At 72.6% G+C, this 19,790-nt stretch carries 17 protein-coding genes and 1 pseudogene; 13 read left to right on the top strand and 5 right to left on the bottom strand.

From position 1 onward, the window contains the following. Window positions 1-28: 28 nt before the first annotated feature. Both KGA65_RS02405 and KGA65_RS02410 read right to left on the bottom strand, forming a co-directional pair. Window positions 29-1,444 carry a sensor histidine kinase gene (locus tag KGA65_RS02405; RefSeq protein ID WP_225861540.1) on the bottom strand — a complete coding sequence of 472 codons (1,416 nt, stop codon included), beginning with the start codon at window positions 1,442-1,444 and terminating at the stop codon, window positions 29-31. A 2-nt stretch (window positions 1,445-1,446) separates the two neighbouring features. Beyond that, the gene (locus tag KGA65_RS02410) at window positions 1,447-2,112 is read right to left on the bottom strand and encodes a response regulator transcription factor (RefSeq protein WP_225861541.1); all 666 of its coding nucleotides are present in this window, start codon (window positions 2,110-2,112) and stop codon (window positions 1,447-1,449) included. A gap of 143 nt (window positions 2,113-2,255) precedes the next feature. On the opposite strand from KGA65_RS02410, the gene KGA65_RS02415 reads away from it, so the two are divergent. From KGA65_RS02415 to KGA65_RS02430, 4 genes are read left to right on the top strand one after another with little or no spacing between them, the layout of a single operon-like run. Beyond that, window positions 2,256-3,137: an alpha/beta hydrolase gene (locus KGA65_RS02415; RefSeq protein WP_225861542.1), complete on the top strand. Its 882-nt coding sequence runs from the start codon at window positions 2,256-2,258 to the stop codon at window positions 3,135-3,137. After that, on the top strand, window positions 3,118-3,378 hold the full coding sequence (locus KGA65_RS02420; RefSeq protein WP_225861543.1) for an acyl carrier protein: 261 nt from the start codon (window positions 3,118-3,120) through the stop codon (window positions 3,376-3,378). The genes KGA65_RS02415 and KGA65_RS02420 overlap by 20 nt, the downstream gene beginning before the upstream one ends. Beyond that, window positions 3,378-4,634, top strand: coding sequence for a beta-ketoacyl-[acyl-carrier-protein] synthase family protein (locus tag KGA65_RS02425; RefSeq protein ID WP_225861544.1), 1,257 nt, complete (start codon window positions 3,378-3,380; stop codon window positions 4,632-4,634). The genes KGA65_RS02420 and KGA65_RS02425 overlap by 1 nt, the downstream gene beginning before the upstream one ends. Next, the gene (locus KGA65_RS02430) at window positions 4,634-5,737 is read left to right on the top strand and encodes a DUF535 family protein (RefSeq protein WP_225861545.1); all 1,104 of its coding nucleotides are present in this window, start codon (window positions 4,634-4,636) and stop codon (window positions 5,735-5,737) included. The genes KGA65_RS02425 and KGA65_RS02430 overlap by 1 nt, the downstream gene beginning before the upstream one ends. 48 nt (window positions 5,738-5,785) lie before the next feature. On the opposite strand, the pseudogene KGA65_RS02435 reads toward KGA65_RS02430, so the two are convergent. After that, window positions 5,786-6,322: pseudogene (locus KGA65_RS02435) on the bottom strand (HDOD domain-containing protein); the annotation flags it as partial. A 156-nt stretch (window positions 6,323-6,478) separates the two neighbouring features. Further along, window positions 6,479-7,099 carry a chalcone isomerase family protein gene (locus KGA65_RS02440; RefSeq protein ID WP_225861546.1) on the bottom strand — a complete coding sequence of 207 codons (621 nt, stop codon included), beginning with the start codon at window positions 7,097-7,099 and terminating at the stop codon, window positions 6,479-6,481. A gap of 131 nt (window positions 7,100-7,230) precedes the next feature. Between KGA65_RS02440 and KGA65_RS02445 the strand changes: the two genes are divergently transcribed. Next, window positions 7,231-8,238 carry a SphA family protein gene (locus KGA65_RS02445; protein WP_225861547.1) on the top strand — a complete coding sequence of 336 codons (1,008 nt, stop codon included), beginning with the start codon at window positions 7,231-7,233 and terminating at the stop codon, window positions 8,236-8,238. Between the two features lie 19 nt (window positions 8,239-8,257). Here the strand turns inward: KGA65_RS02445 and KGA65_RS02450 are convergent, their stop codons facing one another. Further along, window positions 8,258-9,502 carry an FAD-dependent monooxygenase gene (locus KGA65_RS02450; RefSeq protein WP_225861548.1) on the bottom strand — a complete coding sequence of 415 codons (1,245 nt, stop codon included), beginning with the start codon at window positions 9,500-9,502 and terminating at the stop codon, window positions 8,258-8,260. Window positions 9,503-9,599: 97 nt separating this feature from the next. On the opposite strand from KGA65_RS02450, the gene KGA65_RS02455 reads away from it, so the two are divergent. From KGA65_RS02455 to KGA65_RS02490, 8 genes are all read left to right on the top strand, one after another. Beyond that, window positions 9,600-10,628: an SPFH domain-containing protein gene (locus KGA65_RS02455; RefSeq protein ID WP_225861549.1), complete on the top strand. Its 1,029-nt coding sequence runs from the start codon at window positions 9,600-9,602 to the stop codon at window positions 10,626-10,628. Window positions 10,629-10,647: 19 nt separating this feature from the next. Continuing rightward, window positions 10,648-12,267 carry a DUF4178 domain-containing protein gene (locus KGA65_RS02460; protein ID WP_225861550.1) on the top strand — a complete coding sequence of 540 codons (1,620 nt, stop codon included), beginning with the start codon at window positions 10,648-10,650 and terminating at the stop codon, window positions 12,265-12,267. A gap of 34 nt (window positions 12,268-12,301) precedes the next feature. After that, entirely contained in the window at window positions 12,302-12,529 is a 228-nt protein-coding gene (locus tag KGA65_RS02465) for a DUF350 domain-containing protein (RefSeq protein WP_375142599.1), read from the top strand. Beyond that, window positions 12,526-14,133 carry a polyamine aminopropyltransferase gene (locus KGA65_RS02470; RefSeq protein ID WP_225861551.1) on the top strand — a complete coding sequence of 536 codons (1,608 nt, stop codon included), beginning with the start codon at window positions 12,526-12,528 and terminating at the stop codon, window positions 14,131-14,133. Before KGA65_RS02465 ends, KGA65_RS02470 begins: the two co-directional genes overlap by 4 nt. 13 nt (window positions 14,134-14,146) lie before the next feature. Next, window positions 14,147-15,769, top strand: coding sequence for a flavin monoamine oxidase family protein (locus KGA65_RS02475; RefSeq protein WP_225861552.1), 1,623 nt, complete (start codon window positions 14,147-14,149; stop codon window positions 15,767-15,769). Window positions 15,770-15,982: 213 nt separating this feature from the next. Beyond that, entirely contained in the window at window positions 15,983-17,020 is a 1,038-nt protein-coding gene (locus KGA65_RS02480) for an ABC transporter substrate-binding protein (RefSeq protein ID WP_225861553.1), read from the top strand. Further along, the gene (locus KGA65_RS02485; protein ID WP_225861554.1) at window positions 17,017-18,768 is read left to right on the top strand and encodes a diguanylate cyclase domain-containing protein; all 1,752 of its coding nucleotides are present in this window, start codon (window positions 17,017-17,019) and stop codon (window positions 18,766-18,768) included. Before KGA65_RS02480 ends, KGA65_RS02485 begins: the two co-directional genes overlap by 4 nt. A gap of 38 nt (window positions 18,769-18,806) precedes the next feature. Continuing rightward, window positions 18,807-19,787 (top strand): potassium channel beta subunit family protein, encoded by a 981-nt coding sequence (locus KGA65_RS02490; RefSeq protein WP_225861555.1) that lies wholly within the window; start codon window positions 18,807-18,809, stop codon window positions 19,785-19,787. Window positions 19,788-19,790 lie beyond the last annotated feature (3 nt).

Genomic DNA, 19,790 nt, shown 5'->3' on the forward strand with positions numbered 1-19,790 from the left:
CGCCCGCGTCATGGGGCCGACGGGCCGGTCATGCCTTGGGGGTTTCCCCGGGCATGGGCTGGGCGGGCAGCTCCAGCCGCACCCGCAGGCCAGGGCCCGTCTGCGGGTCCAGCAGCAAGAGCCGGCCGCCATGGCGCTGGGCGATGTCGGTGGCGATGGCCAGGCCCAGCCCGCTGCCCTGGCCCTGGGCGCCGGCCCCGCGCTGGAAGCGCTGCAAGGCCTGCGCGCGCTCGGCCGGCGGGATGCCGGGGCCGTTGTCCTCCACCTCCAGGAAGGCCAGCGGGCCCTGCTGGCCGGTGCGCACGGTGATGGCGGCCTGGGTGCCCGCGTAGTTGGCGCTGTTGTGCAGCAGGTTCTCCAGCAGCTCGCGCAGCAGGAAGCTCTGGCCGCGCACGGGGGCCGGTTGCAGGTCGAAGTCCATCTCGCGCTGGCTGGCCAGCATGCGCGGCACCCAGTCCTCGGCCACCTGGGCCGCGACATCGCGCAGGTCCAGCGCGCGCGGCGGGGCCAGCGGCTCGGCCTCGGCCCGGGCCATCGACAGCATCTGGTGGGCCAGCCGCGCGGTGCGGTCCACCGAGCGCTGCAGCCGCCGCAGCAGCGGGTCGACCTGCGGGTCGTGCGGCTCCAGCAGGGCCAGGTCGATCTCGGTGCGCAGCGAGGTGAGCGGCGTGCGCAGTTGGTGGGCGGCGTTGGCCAGGAACTCACGCTGCGCCGCCGCGGCCTGGCCCAGCCGGCCGAACAGCCGGTTGAAGGCGGCGATCAGCGGGCTCAGCTCGCTGGGCACGGCAGTGTCCAGCGGTTCCAACCGGTCCAGGTCGCGCCGTTCCACCTCCTGGCCCAGGCGCTGCACCGGGCGCAGGCCCTGCCAGATGGTCAGCCAGCTGCCCAGCACCAGCAGGCCGCACAGCATGGCGATGACCAGGCCCATCGCGATGAACAGCTGGCGCTGCAGGCTGTCGCGCTTGTGCAGGGTCTCGGCCACCAGCACCTGGCACAGCGCCTGGGTCGGGCCGCAGTGGCTCCCCAGGTGGGCCAGCCGCACCGTCTCGCTGCCCAGCTGCGGCGAGGCAAAGGCCCAGCCGCCGGCGGGCAGCCGCTGGCGGGCCTGGGGCAGTGCGCGCAGCGGGCCATCCCCCTGCAGGGCCTGGCCGTCCGGGCCCAGCACCAGGTAATAGACGCGGTCCTGCCGGTCAAAGCGCAGCGCCTGGTCGGTGGCGGCGGAGACCTCCATCGCCAGCGAGCCGTCCGGGCGTGCATGCACCAGCGGCACCAGCGACAGCGCGGTGTCGCCCAGCGACTGGTCCAGCCAGCCCATCGCGGTGTCGTACATCAGCCGGTACAGGCCCCAGCCCAGCAGCGGGGTGGTGAGCAGCACCGGGACGATCAGCCACAGCGCCAGGCGCTGCTTCAGGCTCAGGGGCGCCAACGGCACCGCGGCCGTCACGCTCAGGCCTCTTCGAGCAGGTAGCCCAGGCCGCGCACCGTGCGCAGGCGCAGGCCTGCGGGCTCGATCTTGGCCCGTAGCCGCGAGATGCAGACCTCGATCGCGTTGTCGGACACGCCCTGTTCCCAGCCGCTGCTGGCCAGGGCCAGCTGTTCCTTGGCCACCACCTTGTCGGCGCGGGCCAGCAGAAAGCCCAGCACCTCCCACTCCCGGGCGGACAGGGCCAATGGCTCCTCGCCGATGAAGGCGCGGCGGGCCTCCAGGTCCATGCGCAGCGCGGCGCGCTGCAGGGTGTTGCCGGTGCGGGCCTGGCTGCGCCGCACCAGCGCCCGCACGCGGGCGATCAGCTCGTTGAGCGAGAAGGGCTTGACCAGGTAGTCGTCGGCGCCACCTTCCAGGCCCCGCACCCGGTCCTCGATCGCGTCGCGCGCCGTCAGGAACAGCACCGGCAGCTGGCTGCCCTGGGCGCGCACCCGGCGCAGGGTCTCGAAGCCGTCAATGCCGGCCAGGCCGATGTCCAGGATCAGCAGGTCGTAGGGATCCTGGTTGAGCGACAAGGGCACCGGCTCGCCGCGCGGGCTGGTGTGCACCACCCAGGACTGGGAGCGCAGGGCCCGGGCCGTCGATTCGGCCAGCCATTCATCGTCCTCGACGAGCAGGATTCGCATGGGCTCACAGGATAGCGGCAAGCCCGCTCCTTTGGGCCTTGCAAGCTTGCTGCAGGCTGTCCGGGCCCTGACGGCCAGCCGTGGACAGCTTGGCGCAAGCTGGCAGACACGTGGCGGACGGGGCGGGTGGCGAGACTGGCGCCATGGACAAGAGCCTGCTCTGCGCTGCGCCCGCCGCCCGTCCGGCGGTGTTGTTGCTGCACGGCCTGTGCGCCAACCCGATGGAGCTGATGCCGCTGGCCCGGCCGCTGCGCGAGGCCGGCTACGAGGTCAAGATCCCGGCGCTGCCGGGCTACGGCGTGCCGCTGGAGGCCGCGCCGGGCCGGCCCCCGGTGTCGCGCTTCGAGGACTGGCTGGCCCAGGTGCGCGACTACCACGAGGCGCTGGCCGCACAGCACGGCCCGGTGATCGTGGGCGGGCTGTGCATGGGGGCGGTGCTGGCGCTGGCGTTGGCGGCCGAGCGCCCGGTGCGGGCGCTGCTGCTGGTGTCCACCACGCTGTACTTCGATGGCTGGAACGTCTCGCCTTGGCGCCGCTTGCTGCCCCTGGCCTACCTGCCGCCGCTGCGCGGGCGGCTGAGCTTTCGCGAGAAGCCGCCCTACGGCATCAAGAACCCGTCGATGCAGGCCTGGGTGGCGCAGGCGATGAGCCACCAGCAGGTGTCGGTGGCGGGGGCGGCGCGTCTGTCGGCCGCCGCGCTGCACCAGGCCAGCCGCCTGCTGCGCCAGGTGCATCGCCGTCTGCCGGCCATCCAGGCGCCCGCCTTGGCCCTGCAGGCCGTGCATGACGACGTCACCAGCCCGCGTTCGGTGCGCACGCTGGAACAGCGCCTGGGCCGTCCGCCCGAGGTGCAGTGGTTCCACGACAGCTACCACATGCTGACCCTGGACAACGAGCGCGTGGCCGTCGCGGCGGCGGCGCGTGATTTTCTGCAGCGCGTGGCGCCCGCGGGTCGGCCGGCGCCGACCCCGCTGGCCCCGCTGCGTCCCACCCTAGGAGTTTTGAATGCCGCTTTCCACGCTTGAACAACTCACGGTGATGGCCAGCCAGCAACTGGGCACGGAGGACACGGCCGTGGATGTCCACACCGGCTTTGCCGACCTGGGCCTGGACTCGCTGATGCTGGTGGACTTCATGTTCCAGGTCGAGGACCACTTCGACATCCGCATCGACCACGACCGGGCGCTGGAACAACCCACGCTGGCCGGGCTGGCACGGCTGGTTGACGCGCTGATGGCCCAGCGCCCGACGGCACTGGCGGCGTGATGCGCGCATCGCACGAACCCGTCTGGATCACCGGCCTGGGAGCCTGCAGCGCCCTCGGGGCGGACGCCACCGCGCTGGCCGAGGCGCTGGAGCAGGGGCGTTCGGGCGTGCGGCTGCAGGCCGGGGCGCCCGCGCAGGGCGTGCCGCCGTTTGTCGCGGCGGCCGTGACGGCCCCGCTGGGCCAGGGCCTGGGCGCCGCCCAGCGGGCCTTGTGTGATCGGCACAGCCTGATGGCCTGGCAGGCCGCGGACGAGGCCTGGCGCCAGGCCGGCCTGCCGGACACCGCCGAGGTGCCCGAACGCGCGGCCTGCGCCTGGGGCACGGGCCTGGGCGGCTCCGGCTCGCTGGAGCAGGCCTACACCGAGCTGCTGACCCGCCCCGCGCCGCGCCTGCATCCGTTCACCGTCCTGCGGGTGATGGGCAACTCGCCGGCTTCGCTGCTGGCCATCCATCGGCGGCTGCAGGGCGGGCTGATCAGCTTCAGCAATGCCTGCGCCTCCTCGGCCCAGGCCATCGGCGAGGCCTTGTGGTGGCTGCGCCAGGGCCGGGCCGACCTGGCGCTGGTGGGCGGCTCCGAGGCCCTGCTGAACCCGGGGTCGGTGCTGGCCTGGCAGGCCCTGGGGGTGATGGCGCCGCCCGACCCGGAAGACCCGGCCGAAAGCTGCCGCCCCTTTGACGACTGCCGGCGCGGCCTGGTGCTGGGCGAAGGGGCCGCGGCCCTGGTGCTGGAGACGGCCCGCCATGCCCGCCAGCGCGGCGCGCAGCCGCTGGCCGAGCTGGCCGGCTACGGTCACAGCGTGGACGCGGTGCACCTGTCCCGCCCCGAGGTGGAGGGACAGGTGCGGGCGATGACGGCCGCGTTGGCCGATGCCCGGCTGGTGCCGGCCCAGGTCGCCTATGTGAACGCCCACGGCACCGCCACCGACACCGGCGATGCCGTCGAGGCGGCCTCGCTGACCCGGGTGTTCGGCGTGCGCGGCGTCGCGGTCAGCGCGACCAAGGCGCTGCATGGCCACCTGATCGGGGCCAGCGGGGCGCTGGAGCTGGTGGCCACCGTGCAGGCCCTGCGGCGTGGCCGGGCGCCGGCCAGCGCCCATGTGCGCGACGCCGTGCTGCGTCAGCAGTTGGACCTGGTGCCGGAGGGCGGCCGTCCGTTGCGGGCGGGGGCCTTGATGTCCAACTCGTTTGCCTTTGGCGGCAGCAATGTCGCCCTGGTGGTGCGGCCGGTGGACCGGCCGGGCCTGGGAGCCGCGTGATGACGACGATGTCTGTGCTGGACCGGTTTGCGCCGCCCCGCCACTGGCCCAGCCTGGCCGAGATCGGCCAGCTCACCGGGCAGCCGCCCTCGCTGGCTGAGCGCCTGGCCGACCGGTTGCGCCGGGCCCGCGCGGCTGCGGTGCGCCAGCGCCTGCTGGCCGAGGCGGAGCACTGCGCGCCGCTGGACGCGCTGCTGCGTTTCCAGCCCCAGGGGCTGCAGCCGGTGTTGACCGGGCTGGTGGACGACCGTCTGGACGCGGGGCAGCGGGCCGACCTGCTGCTGAACAGCCTGCGCGGCATGGCCATGGCCCTGGGGGCGCACCGCGCCGCCGCGCTGGTGCTGGGCGAGTCGCTGGTCCTGGGGCCGCTGCCCGGGGGCACGCAGATCGCGCTGGGCCGTCCCTCCGCGTCGTGGGCGGGCGGGGTCTGGGCCCTGCGCCTGGTCGGTCATGGGCAGGTGCTGCTGAGCCTGCCGTTCAGCTTCCTGACCCCGGACACGCTGCTGCTGGGGGCCGCGGTCGGCGCACCGGCGCCGGTGCTGGCCGGTCACCCCGGGTTGGTGCGGCGGCTGACCGCCGAAGCCCTGGGTCTGCCGCCAGACCACCTGCTGCTGCAGCTGCTGCGCCTGTGTGCCCAGCGCTGGCGGGTGAGCGATCTGTGGGGTGTGGACCCGGGGCATCAAATTCCCGCCGGCCCGCCGTGGCACCCGCCCTTGTCGGCCTTCTGGCAGGACGCGGGCGGGCTGCGCCGGCCCGACGGGCACTGGCTGCTGCCCCTGGTGGTGGGGCGGCGCCCGCTGGAGGATGTGGACCCGGGGCAGCGCGCGCTGCTGCAGGCGCGCCACGATTGGCTGGACCGGCTGGACGCCGGCCTGGCCCAGGTGCTGGCCGGGCCGCGTGCCGGGGGCTCAGTGCATCAACACGTCGGCGCCGGCGGTGGCCAGGCGGTGGTCGGGCAGCACGGCGGTCACGTCCGCCAGGTCCAGGCCGAGGTGGGCGACCAGGGCTTCCTGGGTGTCGAGCAGGCCCTGGACCGGGTCCAGCCCCAGTTCGCAGTGGTCGGTGACCACGCTGGCCAGGCGCAGCACCGCGCCCAGGCGTGAGAAGGGGCGTGCGCCCAGCGGATCCACGGCGGCGCCGAAGGCGGTGACCAGCCCGGTCGGGAAGCCCCAGTGGCGGGCCATCTCGGCGGTGATTTCCGGGTGGGCGCAGCCCAGGATGCCGGATTCGAAGTCGATGCGGCTGTCCGGTGCCAGGGCGTGGCGGGCCACCTCGGCGGCGCCGGCCGGGTCCACCATCGCCATCAGGATCTGGCCGGTGCGCAGCATCAGCCCGCCCAGGTAGGCCACCGCGGGGTCGACGCCCTGCAGCGGTGCCAGGGCCTGGGCGTGGCTGGCCACGGCCAGCGTGCCGCGCCAGAAGGCCAGGCGGTCGAACCCCTCCATGGCCGGGAAGACCCCCATCACGCTGACCGAGAGCGTCAGCTCGCGCAGCGTGCGCAGGCCCAGCAGGGCGGCGGCGTCCTGCAGGGTGTCGACCTCGCGGCTGGGGGTGTAGCAGGCCGAATTGGCCACCCGCAGCACGCGCGCGGCCAGGGCCTGGTCGCGGCCGATCAGGCCGGAGAGCTCGCCCAGGGAGAGGTCCTCGCGGCCAAAGGTGTCCATCAACTGGCAGGCCACTTCCGGCATCGCGGGCAGGGTGGCGGCCTTCTTGACGTAGGGATCGGTGAGCGACACGGGAACTCCGGCGGATCAGGGCGGTGAGACCCCATCTTCGGCCTTCCCTTCAAGGGGTGGCGGCCGGAAAACCGCCACCGTCCGCCCGGTTTTCCGCCGTCAGCGGCCTCAATCGTCCTGCCGCTGGCCCACCAGCCCGTCCCGGGTGGAGGCGCGCACCCGGGGGCCCATCCAGATCTTCATCAGCATGCGGAAGAAGGGCTCGCCGCTCATGGCCTCGCCGATGCGCTGGCCGTTCAGCGTCATTTCGGTGAGGTTGGCGACCGGGTTGTAGTCCAGCGTCACGAAGTCGCCCTTCGCCAGCTTGCTGCGGTTGCTGAAGGCCGAGCCGAACTGGGCGATCTGGATGAAATGGCCGGCGATCTCGTCCGAACTGGCGTTCTTGCGCAGCCGGTCGATGAAGGTGTTGGACAGGTCCTTGGCGGAGATCTCGCGCAGGCTGAAAAAACACAGCCGCTTGGGACCGGCCTCGGCCAGCGCCGCCTCGACGCTGGTCTGCTTGCGGGCCAGGTACAGCGCCACCACCGTGGTGCGCACCGACAGGATGTGGGACACCGCGGCGCCGTTGAGCAGCAGCGGCTTGCCGGCCAGCGTGTAGGTGGGGTCGAAGCGGAAACCGGCCACCTCGACCGGTGCAGCCCCGGCGGCGGGGGCGGACTGGCTCCAGGCCGACCGACCCGCCGTGGCGGACATCAGCAGCGCCAGGGCGTGACGGCGGGACAGGGTCATGACGCTCCAACGATCGGGATAGGGGGTGACTGTGGCAAGTTACCGACAGAACAGGGCTTTTCTCGACCCTTCGGACTGGAGGGCCACGGTAAGGTCAGGGCCTTGCCGCGGACTGTACAGAAACACCTCCCATGCCGTTGTCCCTGTTTTCCCGTGTATCCGGCCTCGCTCTGCTGGCCGTCGGCGCCCTGCCGGGCCATGCCACCGAGAACCAGCAGCTGCGGGCCCTGCTGGGCGCGCCCGGCCAGGAACTGGTGGTGCCCCAGAACCCGGGCTGGTACGGCCAACTCTGGGTCCAGCGCTATGACGCCAGCACCTTCCGCGACGGCCAGGGCCATGCCCAGGCGATCGACGTCGGCAATGGGGTGACGGCGGTGCGGGGCGGCTCGATCGAGGCCAATGTGCTGGTGCCGCGCCTGACCTACCTGAGCGAGACCTACCTGGGCGAGGGCCGGCTGGGGGTGTCCGTGACCCTGCCGCTGATCGACCTGACGGCCCACACCCGGCTGACCGGTCGGTTCCCGCAGGGCTTCCCGTCGGCGATGGCCCAGGCGGTGCAGTCGCAGCTGGACCTGGCCGCGCAAGGCGCCTCGGGCAGCACCACGGCCCAGGGCGACATGGAGGTGGCGCCCTTCGTCGACTACCAGGACGACACCTCGCGCCTGGTGCTGATGGCCGCCTTTGTCGCGCCCACCGGCCACTACGACCCGGCCGAGCCGGTCAACGCCGGTTCAGGCCGTTACTGGACCTGGCGGCCGGGCTTCGTCTACGGCCGGGCCTGGGACAACGGGATGGAGTTCGGCACCCGCATGCTCTACTCCTTCAACGGCGTGAACAGCGCGACCCATGTGCGCTCGGGCCAGTACCTGCACGCCGACTATTCGCTGATGTACCGCTACAACGACCTGTGGCGCCTTGGCCTGCACGGCTATGCCGTCAAGCAGTTCACCCGCGACACCGGGCCCGGCGTGGCGGCCGACGGCAACAAGGCCCAGACCTATGCGCTGGGCCCGGCCGTGGGCTACCAGTCCGAGGACGGCAACTTCGCGGCCGAGCTCAAGCTGCTGCCGGAATTCCATGCCCGCAACCGGCCCGAGGGGATGACGAGCTGGGTGCGGCTGATGTTCCGGCTGGATTGAGCCGCAGGGGCGGGCGCTCTCAGCGCCGCCCGTACATCATCTGCCGCGCCAGCGCATGGCGCGCGGGCGGCAGGGCCTGCAGGGCCGCCAGGCCCAGGCCGCGCAGGGCGCCCAGGCCGGGCCACTGCCAGGTGAAGCTGCGGGCCAGGAAGTCGGTTGCGGCGATCATGCTCCAGCGGTCGGGCGCGCGCTGCCATTCGATGCGGCGCAGCGCGGTGTCCACGTCCTGCGCGTGGCGCAGCGCCTGCACCAGCGCGAAGGCATCGCGCAGGCCCAGGTTCAGGCCCTGGCCGGCCACGGGGTGCAGGGTCTGGGCCGCGTTGCCGATGCGCACCTGACGCCCGTTGACCAGCGTGCGTTCGGCGTTCAGGCCCAGCGCGAAGCACTTGAGCGGGCCCACCCCGGTCAGCCGGCCCACGGCACTGGGCAGCAGGCTGTTGATCACCGTCAGGCGCTGGGCGTCGTCCAGCCCGGCCACCGGGTCGTCCTCCCCGGGAACGCACCAGACCAGTGACGCGCGGCGCGTGCCGTCGGCGGCCGGCTTGAGCGGCAGCAGGGCCAGCGGTCCGTGGCGGGTGAAGCGCTCCATCGCCAGCCCGCTCGGGCCCTCGCCCGCCAGCGTGACCGGGCCGACCCAGGCGTTCTGGTGGTAGTCGCGCACCACGCTCTTGCGGGCTTGCTCGGCGAACACGCCGCCCTCGGCCACCACCGCCAGGTCGAAGGTCTCGGCAATGCCGGCATCGACCTCCACGCCCGCCCCCTCGGGCAGGTTCTTCAGGGCCGAGACCGGGGTGCCGAAGCGCATCGCGCAGCGCCCGGGCTGGGCCGCGCAGGCGGCCACCCAGGCGGCCTGCAGCGGCGCCACCACCTGGCCGTAGGCGAGCACCGCGCCCAGCATGGGCACCCCCTGCTCCAGCGCGGTGATGCGCACCTCGGCCTGCGGCAGCGGCCGGCCGAACAGACCCGTGAAGGTGGGCGGCACCTGGGACACATGCACCTGGGTGATGGGCTGGGCCACGCCCTCGGGCCAGGCCTTCAGGCGCTGCAGCAGTTGCACGCTGCCCAGCGACAGGGCCAGCGTGCGCGGGTCGCCCGAGACATCCTTGTCGGCCGGGCGGGCATCGAACACGGTGACGGCCGCCTCGGGCCATTCGCGCGCGGCGAGCAGGGCCAGGGCCAGGCCGGCCGGGCCGGCACCGATGACGGCCAGGCGCAGCGGCCGGGGCACCGGCGGGGACGGGGGGGTGGGGGCGGAAGCTTCCATGGGCAGCGGCACAAAAACAGTGGGGCTGGACGCTCCGGCCCCGACGCGTATTATTCGCCGCGCCGGCGAGGGGCCGGCGGATGCCTGGGAGCCGAGCATGGGCCTGATGGATTTCATCAAGAAACAGTTCATCGACGTCATCGAGTGGACCGAGGAGGGCGATGGCACCCTGGCCTGGCGCTACCCGATGGCCGACCATGAAATCCAGTACGGTGCCTCGCTGACGGTGCGCGAAAGCCAGATGGCCGTGTTCGTCAACGAAGGCCAGGTGGCCGATGTGTTCGGCCCGGGCCGCCACACGCTGACCACCCAGACCCTGCCGCTGCTGACCAACCTGAAGAACTGGGACAAGCTGTTCCAGTCTCCCTTCAAGAGCGACGTCTACTTCTTCAGCACCCGCCAGCAGATCGACCAGCGCTGGGGCACCAGCCAGCCGGTCACCCTGCGCGACAAGGACTTCGGTGCGGTGCGGCTGCGCGCCTTCGGCAACTACAGCTACCGCATCACCGACCCCAGGCGCTTCCACACCGAGATCTCCGGCACGCGCGAGCGCTACACCGCGGCCGACCTGGACGGCCAGCTGCGCGGCCTGATGCTGCAGCACATCAGCGACGCGGTGGCGCAGAGCGGCGTGCCCTTCCTGGACCTGGCGGCCAACCAGGTCGAGTTCGCCCAGCAGCTGCAGCAGGCCACGGCGCCCTCCTTCGAGGCCCTGGGCCTGAAGCTCGAGGGCGTGACGGTGCAGAACGTCTCGCTGCCCGAGGAGCTGCAGAAGATCCTGGACCAGAAGATCGGCATGGGCATGGTGGGCCAGAACATGGGCCAGTTCATGCAGTACCAGACGGCCCAGGCCATCCCCAAGCTGGCCGAGGGCGTGGGCCAGGGCGGGGGCATCGCGGGCGACGCCATGGGCCTGGGGGCCGGCGTGGCGCTGGGCCAGGTGCTGGCGCAGCAGCTGGGGCAGGGCCTGGGCGGCGCGGCGACCGCCGCTGCAGGGGCCGTTGGGATCCAGCCCGACGAGATCATGGCCACGCTGGAGAAGCTGGGCGAACTCAAGGCCAAGGGCATCCTGACCGACGAGGAATTCGCCGCCAAGAAGGCCGAGCTGCTGAAGAAGCTGGTCTGAGCGCGCCGTTGTTGTTCGCGTGACCGAGCCGTCTTCCACGCCGCGGCCCCAGCGGGCCTGGCGCGCGCTGTGCCCCAACTGCGGGGCGCCGGTCGAGTTCGCTTCGGCGGCCTCGGCCAGCGCCGTCTGCAGCTTCTGCCGCAGCACCCTGGTGCGCGAGGGCGAGGCCCTGCGCCGCATCGGTGTCAGCGCCGAGCTCTTCGACGACCACAGCCCGCTGCAGCTGGGGGTGACGGGCCGCCACCAGGGCGTGGGCTTCACGCTGGTGGGCCGGCTGCAGTACCGCTACCCCGAAGGCACCTGGAACGAATGGCACCTGCTGTTCGACGCCGGGGCCGACGCACCGCCGCGCCCGGCCTGGCTGAGCGAGGACAACGGCGCCTATGTGCTGAGCTTCGACCAGCCGCCGCTGGCCGAACCGCCGGCGCTGGACGGCTGGTTCGCCGGCCAGCGGGTGCTCGTGGATGGGCGGGCCTGGAACGTGGCCTCGGTGCAGACGGCCTCGCTGATCGCCGCGCAAGGGGAACTGCCCCGGCCACCGAAGCTGCAGGGCAGCTTCACCGTGGTGGACCTGCGCAACGAGCGCGGCGAGGTGGGCACGCTGGACGATGCCGACGGCACGCCGCTGCAATGGGCCATCGGCCGCAGCGTGGCGCTGGCCGACCTGGCGCTGCAGGGGCTGAAGGAGGGCAGCGAGAAGACAGTGACCGGCCGCAGCTTCGCCTGCCCCAGCTGCGGCGCCGCCATGGCACCCACGCTGGCGACCACGCAGAGCATCACCTGTGGCCAGTGCCACGCGGTGGTGGACATCTCGCAGGGCCTGGGGGCCGATCTGGCCTGCTACGCCCAGGCCAACAGCGGCGTGGGCGGGCTGGCGCCGCAGATCCCGCTGGGCCGCACCGGCCGGCTGGCGCTGGGCGCGGAAGGGCCGCTGGACTGGCAGGTGGTGGGCTACCAGGAGCGCTGCGACCTGCCCGCGCCGGGCAGCGACGACGAGCAGACCTTCTGGCGCGAGTACCTGCTCTACCACCGCACCGCGGGCTTCGCCTTCCTGGTGGATGCCGAGGACGGCTGGAGCTGGGTGCGGCCGATGACCGGCGTGCCGGTGGTGCGCGGCGAGCAGGCCATGGTGGCGGGCCGGGTGTTCCGTCAGCGCTGGCGCTACGACGCCAAGGTCACCTGGGTGCAGGGCGAGTTCTACTGGCGGGTGCAGCGCGACGAGCGCGCCACCGTCACCGATTACGACGGCCCGGGCGGGGCCATGCTGTCGCGTGAGGAAACCGGGCGCGAGGTGGTCTGGTCCCTGGGACAGGCGCTGGACGCAACCGCGGTGCAGACCGCCTTCGGCCTGAGCGGCCCGGCCGCGGCGGCGCTGCGGCGCGACGCCGCCCCGCTGGCCGGCAAGGGCGGCGGGCTCAGCCAAGGGGTGGTCATCCTGGTGGTGGTGATCGTGGTGATGCTGCTGATGAGCCGCTGCGGCAGCGAGGATGCCTGCAGCGACGAGCGGGCCACCTTCGGCCAGGCCAGCACCGAGTACCAGCAGTGCCTGGCGCGCCAGCAGCGCTCGGGCGGCTTTCATGTCGGCACGGGCGGTGGCTCGTTCGGCGGTTTCTCAACCGGCGGAGGTGGGCACAAGTGAGTGCCGCGCCCCGGCTTTTGCGGAGGATGCAACGATGATCATGACCTGGGACTGGCTGCACCCCGACGTGGTGCTGGGCTCGGTGCTGTACGCGCTGCTGGGCATGGCCCTGCTGTGGGTGGGCTTCGCGGTGATCGACAAGATCACGCCCTACAAGCTGTGGGAGGAGATCGTCGAGCACAAGAACGTGGCGCTGGGCATCGTGGTGGCCGGCATGTTCATCGCCATCGGCCAGATCGTGGCCGCCGCCATCCACGGATGACCGTTGCTGTCCCCCAGAACCCGTCCGGCGCCCCCGCGCCCGACGAGGCGCCGAGCACCGCCTCGGCCGCCGAGGTGCTGCTGCTGGCCTCGGTCTTCGTCATCGCCGCCTGCGGCCTGGTCTATGAGCTGAGCGCCGGCGCGCTGGCCAGCTATCTGCTGGGCGACTCGGTGCTGCAGTTCTCCACCATCATCGGCGCCTACCTGGCGGCCATGGGGGTGGGCTCCTGGCTCTCGCGCTTCATCGACCGGCAGCTGGTGGCGCAGTTTCTGCGCATCGAGCTGCTGGTGGGCGTGGTGGGCGGCACGCTGCCGGCGGCCCTGTTCACCGCCCACTCCAGCCTGCCAGTGGCGGCGCAGGCGCCCTTCCTGGTGCTGCTCTACGCGCTGGTGGTCTTGGTGGGCGTGCTGGTGGGGCTGGAGATCCCGCTGGTCATGCGCATCCTCAAGCGCCACTTCCAGGCCCGCTACGGGCTGAAGGACCTGGTCTCGCAGGTGCTGACCTTCGACTACCTGGGCGCGCTGGTGGTGGCGCTGGCCTTTCCGCTGCTGCTGGTGCCGCACCTGGGGCTGATCCGCACCGGCTTCTTCTTCGGCCTGCTCAACGCGGGCGTGGCGGTCTGGGCGCTGTGGCTGTTCCGCCGCAGCCTGCGCCACTGGCGCGCCCATGCGCTGGCCTGCGCCGCAGTGGTTCTTGTCCTTTTGGCCGGCCTGGCCGGGGCAGAGCGCCTGACCACCTGGGCCGAGGACCGTTTCTACGGCGAGACCATCCTGCTGCGCGAGACCAGCGCCTACCAGCGTGTGGTCGTCACCCGCAGCCGGGCGGGCATCCGCCTGTTCCTCAACGGCAACCTGCAGTTCCACTCGCGCGACGAGTACCGCTACCACGAGGCCCTGGTGCACCCGGCCATGGCGGCCCAGGGCGCGCCCAGGAAGGTGCTGGTGCTGGGCGGGGGCGACGGCATGGCCGCGCGTGAAATCCTGAAGTACCCCTCGGTGCAGCAGGTGACCCTGGTGGAGCTGGACCCGCAGATGACGCGGCTCTTCGCCACCCAGCCGCTGCTGACGGCGCTCAACCATGGCGCGCTCACCGACCCGCGCTTGAAGGTGGTGAACGAGGACGCCTTCGGCTGGCTGGCCGCCCACGACCGGCCCGAGGACGTGTTCGACGTCATCGTCATCGACTTCCCCGACCCGACCAATTTCGCGCTGGGCAAGCTCTACACCACCACCTTCTACACCCTGGTGGACCAGCACCTGGCGGCCGATGGCTACGCGGTGGTGCAGACCACCTCGCCGCTGGTGGCGCGCAAGAGCTTCTGGACGGTGGCCGCCACGCTGGAGGCGGTGGGCCTGACCACCACCCCCTACCACGCCGACGTGCCCAGCTTCGGCGAATGGGGCTTCATCCTGGCCAGCCACCGGCCCTGGCACGCGCCGGCCGCGCTGCCGCCGGGCCTGCGCTTCCTGACCCTGTCGGGCCTGCCCGCGCTGTTCGACTTCCCGCCCGACATGGCCCGGGTGCCGGCCGAGCCCAACCGCCTGTCCACCCAGGGCCTGGTCCACACCTTCGAGGAGGAGTGGGGCCAGGTGCACCAGCCGTGAGGGCCGCGGCGCGATGAACGGCCCGACCCGCCGCCGCTGGCTGGGCGGCAGTCTGGCGCTGGCCGCCGGCGGGGCCCTGCCGGGCTGCACGCCGCACACGACGGACGCCCTGCCGGTCGATCTTCCGGTGCGCTGGGTCGGCGCCCGGCTGGACCGCGGCCACCGCTTGCGCGAGCGCAAGGCCGGCGGTTGGCCCGCGCCGGCCCTCACCCGCCGCGCCGGTGCCCTGGTGCTGGGCGGCGGGGTAGCGGGCCTGTCGGCCCTGCGGGCCCTGGTGCGTGCCGGGGTGGACGATGCCCAGTTGCTGGAGCTGGAGGACACCGTGGGCGGCAATGCCCGCGGCCATCGGCTGGCCGGGCAGGGCTGCCCGCTGGGCGCCCACTACCTGCCGGTGCCGGGGCACACGGCCCATGAGGTGGGCGAATGGCTGCACGAGATCGGCCTGCTGCAGTGGGACGGCCTGCGCGGCGCCAGCCGGCCCGACGAGCGCTATCTGTGTCACGCGCCACAGGAGCGCCTGTTCATCGACGGCGCCTGGCAGGAGGGCCAGCTGCCTTCGGCGGCCGGCCGGCCGCAGACGCTGGACCAGTACCGCCGCTTTGCCCGGCGGGTGGCCGAAGCCCGTCGCCTGGGCTTTGCCCTGCCCACCTGGCGCGCACCCTGGACGCCGGCCCACGCCGCGCTGGACGGCCAGACCTTTGCCGCCTGGCTGACTGCCGAGGGCCTGGATGACGCCCGCCTGCGGGCCTACCTGGACTACGCCTGCCGCGACGATTACGGCGCCGGGCTGGACACGGTCTCGGCCTGGGCCGGGCTGCATTACTTCGCCAGCCGACACGGCTTTGACGCGCCCGGTGAGCCGGCCGAGGCCGATCCGGGCCTGTTCACCTGGCCCGAGGGCAATGGCTGGCTCACGCAACGTCTGGCTCAGCCGCTGAGTGAGCGCCTGCACACCGGCCAGACCGTGCTGGCGGTGGAGGAGGGGCGGCAGGGCGTCAGCGTCACGGTCTGGAACGAGGCGGCCGGCCGGGTGGAGGCCTGGCAGGCGCCGCAGGCGGTGCTGGCCCTGCCGCTGTTCATCGCCGCCCGGGTGCTGGTGAACCCGCCGCCGGCCCTGGGGGCTGCGGTGGCCGGGGCCCGCTACGCGCCCTGGCTGGTCAGCAACCTGGCGCTGGACGAAGCGCCGCTGCCGCGCCCGGGCTTCCCGCCGGCCTGGGACAACGTGGGTTACGCCCCGGCCGGCAGCACCCGCTGCCTGGGCTATGTGGACGCCACCCACCAGCGCCTGGACCCGCGGCCGGTGCCGCCGGTCTGGACGGTCTACCACGCGCTGGCCGAGGCCGACCGCCCGGTCCTGCGCGACCAGCCGGCGGCGTTCTGGCTGCAGCGGGTGCTGGCCGATCTGGCGCCCGTCCACCCGGACCTGTCGCGGCGCCTGCAGGCGGCCGACCTGATGCGCCATGGGCACGCCATGCGCATTCCCACCCCGGGCACCCGGGGCTCGGCGGCCCTGCTGGCCTTGCGCGAGGCCCCTGGCCGGCTGCGTTTCGCCCATGCGGAACTGGCGGGTTATTCGGTGTTCGAGGAGGCCTTCACCCTGGGCTGCCGGGCCGGGGCGGCCGCCATGCGGGCTTGACCGGAGGCCGAGGGCGGGTGGAATGCGACAGATTCACGTGGTGTCCGTGCGACGCTCCCGGTAGGATCCCGCCTACAGGGAATGTCTGCCGCCACAGTGCGCTGACCCGGGCAGTCGATCCGGGCGGGACGCCACACGGGCTTCATGTCGATGTCATCCACGGTGCGAGGGCTCTGCGGGGCGAGTCGGTTGCGCGACAGGCGTCGCCGTGACTTGGGCCGCCTGCTGGGCGCGGCCGCCTGTGCCGCGGGCCTGCCGGCGCGGGCGGGGGCGCACCGTGTGCTGCGGGTGTTGGCCTGGCCGGGCTATGCCGAGCCCGATCTGGTGCGCCGCTTCGAGCAGACCCAGAGGGTCACCGTCGAGCTGACCGTGGTGGACACCGACGAGGCCCTGGCCCGCCACCTGCAGAGCGCGTCGACCGGCCGGGCTTTCGATGTGGTGGCCCTCAACACCGCCGAGCTGCAGCGCCACACCCAGCGGGGTTGGATGCAGCCGCTGCAGCTGGAACGCCTGCCCAGCCGGGCCCGCCAGCTGGCGCGTTTCCAGGACCTGGCGGGCATTCCCGGCCTGTGGCACCAGGGGCGCGCCCACGGCATTCCCTATGCCTGGAGCGAGATGGGGCTGATCTACAACCCCGACCGGTTCACGCAGCCGCCGACCTCGCTGGCCGCGTTGTGGGATCCGCGCCTGCAGGGCCGGGTGCTGGCCTATGACGGCGGCACGCATGCCTTTTCGCTGGCGGCTCTGCGGTTGGGGCTGGCGTCGCCGTTCCAGATTCCGCCCGCGCAGTGGCCGGCCCTGGTCCGGGCGCTGGTGGCGCTGCGGCGCAATGTCACCGGCTTCTACACCGAGCCCGAGGAGTCGCTGGACCTCTGGCGGCGCCGCGGCGCCTGGCTGATGCTGGCCAACTACGGTCGCCAGCAGGTTCAGCTGTTCCAGCGGGCGGGGCTGGACGTCCGCTACACCCTGCCGCAGGAAGGCGCGCTGGCCTGGCTGGACTGCTGGGCCATTCCCCGCCAGGCCGCCGAGGTGGCCCTGGCCCATGCCTGGATCGACCACCTGCTGTCCCCCGAGGCTTCTGTGGCGCTGCGTGACCACCAGGGGTTGGGCGCGACCACGCACGATGGCGAGACCCCGGCAGCCTCGGGCCGGCTGATCTGGCTGCAGCCGGTGGAAGACGACGAGCGGCGCAACCGGCTGTGGCGGCGCATCATCGCGGGCGACAGCCCGGATCGGGTGCTGGCGCCATGAGGGGCCCGGGCATCGCATCGCGGCTGGCCGTCTGGCTGGCCCTGCTGGGCTGTGGTGCCGCCGGGCTGACCGGTTACTACGCCTGGGATGCCAGCTGCCGGCTGGAGCGGCAGTCGGCCCACAGCGAGCTGCTGACCTCGACCCAGGTGCTGGCGCGCCGGATCTCGCTGAACCTGGAGTCCATCGAGCGCAACCTGCAGGTGATCGCCCACCTGCCGTCCACCCGTCACCTGCTCAGCACCGACAGCGCGGTCGATGCCGACCGGCTGGCGGTGTTGTTTGCCGGCATGCTGGACGCCAACCCCTCCTACCTGCAGCTGCGGGTGATCGCGGCCGATCGCCATGGGCTGGAGCGGGTGCGGGTGGACCGGGTGCACAGCGTGCCGCAGCGCGTCAGTGGCGAAGGCCTGCAGGAGAAGGGGCATTTCCCCTATGTGGCCGATGCACTGCCCTTGCAGGATGACGTCTTCTACCTGTCGAAGATCTCGATCAACCACGAGCTGACCACCGGCGCGGGGGCAGGGCAGCCCATGCTGCAGATGGCCATCCCGGTGCGTGAGCATGTCGGGCCGGCCCTGGGCGTGGTGGTGGTCAACGTCGACCTCAACGGCCTGTTCCGCCTGCTGGCGGCCGATCTGCCCGACAGCTACCAGCTGTACCTGGCCAATGGCGCGGGCGACATCCTGGTCCACCCCGACCCGGCGCGCACCTTCGCCTTCGACCGCGGGCAGCGGGCGCTGCTGCAGGACGAGTTTCCCGCCGTGAGCGCGCTGCTGCGCGGCCCGCAGAGCGCCGCGGTGGTGGACGCGCCGGCGGGCCCACGGCCGGCGCAGATCGCGGCCTTCGTCGTCCAGTCGCTCTATTCGCCGGCCAACCACGACCGGCTGGTGCTGGGCCTGTCGGAGCCCGAGTCGGTGGCGCTCGCCCAGTCCACCGAGATGGGCGGGATGCTGCTGCGCATCGTCGGCGGGGCCAGCCTGGTCGTCCTCCTGGGGGCCTTGCTGCTGGGGCGCGCCCTGACCCGGCCGCTCAATGCGATGGCCGCCTCGGCCCGGCGCTTTGCCGATGGGCATGAGATGGCCGGCCTGCCGTTGCAGCGGGCCGACGAGCTGGGCTCGCTGGCCCGCAGCCTGCACGAGATGCAGGCCCAGATCCGGCGCCAGATCGACGCGCTGCACCGCAAGCAGGATGAACTGGCCCACCAGTCCCAGCACGACAGCCTGACCGGCCTGGCCAACCGCCGGCTCTTCATGGACCGCCTGGAGCAGGCCCTGGCCCATGCCCGCCGGCATGGCTGCCGGGTCTTCCTGCTGTTCATCGACCTGGACGACTTCAAGCTGGTCAACGACCACCACGGCCACTCCGCCGGCGACGAGGTGCTGCGCGCCCTGGCCCAGCGGCTGCGGGAGCAGGTGCGCGAGCTCGACACCGTGGCGCGCCTGGGCGGCGACGAGTTCGTGGTGCTGCTGGGCGACGCGATGGACGCCTCGGCGGCCGGCACCGTGGCGCACAAGCTGCTGGCCGTGCTGCGGGAGCCGGTGCGGGTGGCCGGCCTGGGCCTGACCGTCGATGCCAGCATCGGCGTCAGCAGCTTCCCCGAGGATGGGCAGAGCGCCAGCGAGCTGCTGGCCCATGCCGATCGGGCCATGTATGCGATCAAGGCCCTGGGCGCCGGCGGGGTGGGCTTCATCGGCCAGATGGCGCCGGATGAAGACCGCAGTGGCCTCAGGTCCGTGCCGGCCGGCTAAGCTCCAGGCCTGGATCCACTTCACAGGGAAGAACGCTGATGCAATACCGTCGTCTGGGCCGCTCGGGTCTGCAGGTCAGTGCGCTCTCACTGGGCTCCTGGGTGACCTACGCCAACCAGGTCCAGGTCGATGCTGCGGTGGAGCTGATGGCCGCGGCCCGGGATGCGGGGGTCAACTTCTTCGACAACGCCGAGGTCTATGCCAACGGCCAGAGCGAGACGGTGATGGGCGAGGCCCTGCGGCGCCTGGGCTGGGCGCGGCTGGACTACGTGGTCTCCACCAAGTTCTTCTGGGGCCTGGACCGCGAGGGCGCTGGCATCAACCGGCGCGACACGCTCAACCGCAAGTACCTGATGCAGGCCATCGACGGCTCGCTGGGCCGCTTCGGGCTGGAGCACATCGACCTGGTCTACTGCCACCGCCCCGATCCGCACACGCCGATCGAGGAGACGGTCTGGGCGATGAGCGACATCATCACCCAGGGCAAGGCGCTGTACTGGGGCACCAGCGAATGGAGCGCGGCCGACATCCGCGCGGCCTGGGAGATCGCCGAGCGGCATCACCTGCACAAGCCGGTGATGGAGCAGCCGCAGTACCACCTGTTCCACCGCCAGCGGGTTGAGCAGGAGTACGCCCGGCTGTACGAGGACCTGGGCCTGGGTCTGACCACCTGGAGCCCGTTGGCCTCGGGCCTGCTGACGGGCAAGTACCAGCACGGCATCCCAGCCGACTCGCGCGGCGCGCTGGAGAGCCTGGCCTTTTTGCGCGATCAGCTGACCGACCCGGCCCGCAATGCCGCGGTGGCTGCGCTGGCCCCGATCGCGGCCGAGCTGGGCGCCACGCCGGCCCAGCTGGCCATTGCCTGGGTGGTCCGGCATCCGCAGGTGTCCAGCGTCATCACCGGCGCCTCGCGCCTGTCGCAGCTGCAAGCCAACCTGGGCGCGCTGGCGGTGGCCGAGCGCCTCACTCCCGAGCTGCTGGCCCGCATCGACGCGGTCACCGCCCCGCTGGCCGACTGAGCC

Source organism: Ideonella benzenivorans (genome assembly GCF_020387415.1).
Taxonomy (GTDB): Bacteria; Pseudomonadota; Gammaproteobacteria; order Burkholderiales; family Burkholderiaceae_C; genus Ideonella; species Ideonella benzenivorans.

Coding starts and splice junctions, on each gene's coding strand:
- KGA65_RS02450 (WP_225861548.1), bottom strand. CDS start 9,502: ATGGAAGCTTCCGCCCCCACCCCCCCGTCCCCGCCGGTGCCCCGGCCG.
- KGA65_RS02420 (WP_225861543.1), top strand. CDS start 3,118: ATGCCGCTTTCCACGCTTGAACAACTCACGGTGATGGCCAGCCAGCAA.
- KGA65_RS02475 (WP_225861552.1), top strand. CDS start 14,147: ATGAACGGCCCGACCCGCCGCCGCTGGCTGGGCGGCAGTCTGGCGCTG.
- KGA65_RS02415 (WP_225861542.1), top strand. CDS start 2,256: ATGGACAAGAGCCTGCTCTGCGCTGCGCCCGCCGCCCGTCCGGCGGTG.
- KGA65_RS02440 (WP_225861546.1), bottom strand. CDS start 7,099: ATGACCCTGTCCCGCCGTCACGCCCTGGCGCTGCTGATGTCCGCCACG.
- KGA65_RS02430 (WP_225861545.1), top strand. CDS start 4,634: ATGACGACGATGTCTGTGCTGGACCGGTTTGCGCCGCCCCGCCACTGG.
- KGA65_RS02410 (WP_225861541.1), bottom strand. CDS start 2,112: ATGCGAATCCTGCTCGTCGAGGACGATGAATGGCTGGCCGAATCGACG.
- KGA65_RS02455 (WP_225861549.1), top strand. CDS start 9,600: ATGGGCCTGATGGATTTCATCAAGAAACAGTTCATCGACGTCATCGAG.
- KGA65_RS02425 (WP_225861544.1), top strand. CDS start 3,378: ATGCGCGCATCGCACGAACCCGTCTGGATCACCGGCCTGGGAGCCTGC.
- KGA65_RS02490 (WP_225861555.1), top strand. CDS start 18,807: ATGCAATACCGTCGTCTGGGCCGCTCGGGTCTGCAGGTCAGTGCGCTC.
- KGA65_RS02470 (WP_225861551.1), top strand. CDS start 12,526: ATGACCGTTGCTGTCCCCCAGAACCCGTCCGGCGCCCCCGCGCCCGAC.
- KGA65_RS02465 (WP_375142599.1), top strand. CDS start 12,302: ATGATCATGACCTGGGACTGGCTGCACCCCGACGTGGTGCTGGGCTCG.
- KGA65_RS02445 (WP_225861547.1), top strand. CDS start 7,231: ATGCCGTTGTCCCTGTTTTCCCGTGTATCCGGCCTCGCTCTGCTGGCC.
- KGA65_RS02485 (WP_225861554.1), top strand. CDS start 17,017: ATGAGGGGCCCGGGCATCGCATCGCGGCTGGCCGTCTGGCTGGCCCTG.